This window comes from Microcoleus sp. Pol17C6 (assembly GCF_036701145.1).
Taxonomy (GTDB): Bacteria; Cyanobacteriota; Cyanobacteriia; order Cyanobacteriales; family Microcoleaceae; genus Microcoleus.
This window is the reverse complement of record NZ_JAUBQH010000132.1, coordinates 1-3,402: the sequence shown is the minus strand read 5'-3', so window position 1 is coordinate 3,402 and position 3,402 is coordinate 1. Positions and strand designations below refer to the sequence as shown.

The 3,402-nt window shown below is 47.2% G+C and carries 4 protein-coding genes; 3 read left to right on the top strand and 1 reads right to left on the bottom strand.

The genetic code is table 11. From position 1 onward, the window contains the following. The first annotated feature begins 112 nt into the window (after nucleotides 1-112). Nucleotides 113-412: a Uma2 family endonuclease gene (locus QUA25_RS28880; RefSeq protein ID WP_445242259.1), complete on the top strand. Its 300-nt coding sequence runs from the start codon at nucleotides 113-115 to the stop codon at nucleotides 410-412. A 382-nt stretch (nucleotides 413-794) separates the two neighbouring features. Here QUA25_RS28880 and QUA25_RS28875 read toward each other — a convergent pair whose 3' ends face one another. Further along, nucleotides 795-1,568, bottom strand: coding sequence for a class I SAM-dependent methyltransferase (locus tag QUA25_RS28875; RefSeq protein ID WP_333043100.1), 774 nt, complete (start codon nucleotides 1,566-1,568; stop codon nucleotides 795-797). Between the two features lie 306 nt (nucleotides 1,569-1,874). Here QUA25_RS28875 and QUA25_RS28870 point away from each other — a divergent pair, with 306 nt between their 5' ends. Together QUA25_RS28870 and QUA25_RS28865 are read left to right on the top strand one after the other, a co-directional pair. Beyond that, the gene (locus QUA25_RS28870) at nucleotides 1,875-2,546 is read left to right on the top strand and encodes a response regulator transcription factor (RefSeq protein ID WP_333043098.1); all 672 of its coding nucleotides are present in this window, start codon (nucleotides 1,875-1,877) and stop codon (nucleotides 2,544-2,546) included. After that, nucleotides 2,546-3,343, top strand: a complete 798-nt coding sequence (locus QUA25_RS28865; protein ID WP_333043096.1) for a CHASE2 domain-containing protein — start codon at nucleotides 2,546-2,548, stop codon at nucleotides 3,341-3,343. Before QUA25_RS28870 ends, QUA25_RS28865 begins: the two co-directional genes overlap by 1 nt. Nucleotides 3,344-3,402 lie beyond the last annotated feature (59 nt).

The window sequence follows — 3,402 nt, the reverse complement described above, 5'->3', positions numbered from 1 at the left end:
CCGTTCTTGTTTCATTGACTCTACATTAGATTCCTCTGAGTCCTTATGTCAAGCCTGATTGAGATGCTCTTACCCTGGCTTGTGAGCAGTGAATCGATTGTTTACAAATCAAATGGTTTTGCTATATATAGGTTCAAGAAAAGAGCATCCCGATTTAGCCGTGGAAGTAACTATTACTAGCGGTAGCACCAATAAACTAGCTAAATATCTGCGACTTCGCATTCCAGAAGTTTGGTTTTGGGAAAATAATCGGCTTGCTGTTTATGGGCTGCGCGAGGATGATTACGAGCAAATTTCAAGAAGTGAGTTTTTGCCGGAGTTGGATTTAGAATTGTTGGTACGCTGCGTTTTAATGCCTTCAATAATTGAGGCAAGGACGGAGTTTCTTAATGGACTTCGGCAAGTGGGTTGAATGCTGAGGAGGTGGTAAAAAGTGCGATCGACTACGAGGGCTTCGCTAAGGACTTGATTGGTTAAGCTAAAAGGTGACAGACAACCATTGGCTCTCACAAACAGCCTTTGCGCGATCGGCTCCAAGGATTTGTTATACTGGTAGGTGTAAAGTTACTAAGATCAAAAATATAAAAATTTATAGGTTTTATATTAAATCTTTATGCTGAGGGGAGAATTTATTCGGATTTTTTTCCTGTTTTACTGTTAGATAATTGGGCTTTTTTATCTGCTAATTTAGCTAGAGTGCTAGAAGTTTTGCTGCGGCAGAACATCAATGTTTTGTGAAAAATTGGTATTAATTTTATTGCTTTTTTCCCCGCAAGCCATCAACCAAAAACTCATCATCGATCGCCCGCAGCTACAAACTCATCCCGCGAAACCAGATAGCTTTCTATTTCCGACTCGGAAATCAACCCCTGTTTGACCATTTGCAAAATGGGCCCGGAGTCCAGCAAAGGTTCAAATGCTTCAATTCCAATTAAATCGCTGTGGCTGACAACCGCTTCTAAATCAACGCTACCAAACCCAGCTTCTTTGAGAATGCGGCACAGATTTCGCCCGACGCATAAACTGCCGCCCCGCGATGCCATTACCTGCTTGAATTTCTCCCTGACAATCTCGACTGACCAAGGTGGATTTGTCAGCCAAAACAAATCCGCGTCGCTATCAATAATCACCAGTTTGCCGCCCGGTTTTAAGATGCGGAATATTTCTCTAGCTGCTGCGACGGGCTTTGGGAGGTGAACGAACAGCAAACGGGCGATCGCAAAGTCAAACGTGTTATCATCCAAACCAGTATCCGCCACCGATGCTTGAATGCGATTTACTCGATCGCCCCCTTTGTCCTGCAAGTATGCTACTGCTTTTTCGTGCAGTACCGGGTCAATTTCTACCGCTGTTACCGAACTGTTTGGCAGCAATTCTAACAGTTTTTCCGTGAAAAATCCCGGCCCGCTACCTGCTTCCAAAACATTCATCCCGTCAGCTAAACCGAACCACTTTAAAGTGCGCGCTTCCTTTTCCCAACTGAGGAGAACTTGACCTTTTAACCGCTGGATTTCTGCGTCAAGTTCCAGATTGTACGTGCTGGCTTGATACGAACCTTCTGCTACCATAAAATCATTCTTTTTCCTGCTGCGACACCTAGATTATAATAGAACTGCGCTAAAGCGCAATTCTCGTTGCAGACATCCACAACGCCAGTTGGCGGACAGATGCAGGACGGGAGCCAGGTAATTCCTCTATTGTAAGAAGATGACAGAGACAATTTTAGATTGGGAATTTGGGATTTTGAATGAGAATTTCAGCGGTTTAAAACCCCTAGTTTCAACTAGGTCACAAATCGAAAATCGTAAATTTCCCATCTAAAATGGGTTGACGGATTATCTAAACAGACGATGTTGTGTGGCAACGAATTAATTATGCCCCAGACTTTACCTCAACCAGAGAAACGAACATTTTTAGTTGTGGATGACCATGCGATGGTGTTAGGTGGCACGCTTAACATTCTGAAGCAAGAATATCCAGAGGCAGACATTCTAACGGCTCCGACGGCTCAGGCAGCCCTTCAGCAAATAGCGCAGACGACCCCGGATTTGGTGATTGTGGATCTGGTGATGCCAGAGACGAGCGGCGAAACAGCTCAAGCGAATTCAGGGCTTCAACTCCTCAAAACGTTGATGGAGCAGTATCCGAGTCTGAATATTGTGGTGCAGAGTGCCCATGTTCGGACTTTAGTTTGGCTGAAACCGTCGATCGACAATCACATGGGCGGCTTCACAGTTGTCGATAAGAGCCAGCCGATGAAAGACTTGCTGGCAATGGTTGATTGGGCGCTGCACGAGCGGATTTATACACCCAGAGAGATCCGCAACGGGCTGCAACTCAAACCCGCCTGGATGCAGGTGTTGCAATTTGCTTTTCAAGAGAGCTTACAGGATACTGCGATCGCCAAACGCATGAATGTTTCTGAACGCACTGTGCAGCATTACTGGACTAAGATTCGAGATGTGCTAGAGGTGTATCCTGATGATGATAAGAATCTGCGGATTCAAACGGAAGTGCGAGCTAGGGAACAAGGATTGATTGATTAGTGAAGCGCGATCGATGGCAAGCAGTGAAAGCGGGCCTCACGACTTGGGGACGAGGAGCGCTTCCAGGGGTGATGGTGATTGTCGCTGTGATGATGGCTCGATTGACCGGTTCGCTTCAGTTTTTGGAGTTGGTGACGTTCGATCGATTTCTGCTGCTGCGTCCCCCTGAGCCAATGGATGACCGGATTGCGATCGTGGGCATCACCGAGGCAGATATTCAACGCGCCAGAACTTATCCGATTCCCGATCGTGAAATTGCCGAACTTGTCAAATCTTTGGAGACGTATCAACCGATCGCGATCGGGCTGGATATTGTACGCGATATTCCGGTTGAGCCGGGTAATGCTGAACTAACATCGGTGTTTCGCAGCAGCAAGAATACGATCGGAGTGGAGATTGCCCTGCCCGATCGCAGTGGCTTTACCGTGGCACCTCCGCCCGCGCTGCCATCGGAACAGGTTGGCTTTGCAGATGCCGTTCTCGATGCGGATGGCTACCAGCGCCGCAGTTTGTTGGGCGCTCACAACCCCCAGCAGGAATACCGTTTTTCCTTCGCGATCCGGCTGGCAGAACGCTATTTAGCAGCCCGAGGAATTGAGTTTGGTAATGGAATACGCGACCCAGACGCGAAGCGCTTTGGCAGCATTGAATTGACCAGAGTGCAGTCAAACTCTGGCGGATATGTCGGGGCGGATGCTGGCGGCAACCAGATTTTACTCAATGTTCGCAGCGGAACAATGCCGTTTCGCGTGCTTTCTCTCTCGCAAATCAAATCGGGACCATTCGTAACAAGTTAAGCCTGTATGGCAGTTGTCAAGGGGATTTCAGAAGATGTCTCAAAGAAATATTGGTTCAG

Coding starts and splice junctions, on each gene's coding strand:
- QUA25_RS28880 (WP_445242259.1), top strand. CDS start 113: ATGGTTTTGCTATATATAGGTTCAAGAAAAGAGCATCCCGATTTAGCC.
- QUA25_RS28875 (WP_333043100.1), bottom strand. CDS start 1,568: ATGGTAGCAGAAGGTTCGTATCAAGCCAGCACGTACAATCTGGAACTT.
- QUA25_RS28870 (WP_333043098.1), top strand. CDS start 1,875: ATGCCCCAGACTTTACCTCAACCAGAGAAACGAACATTTTTAGTTGTG.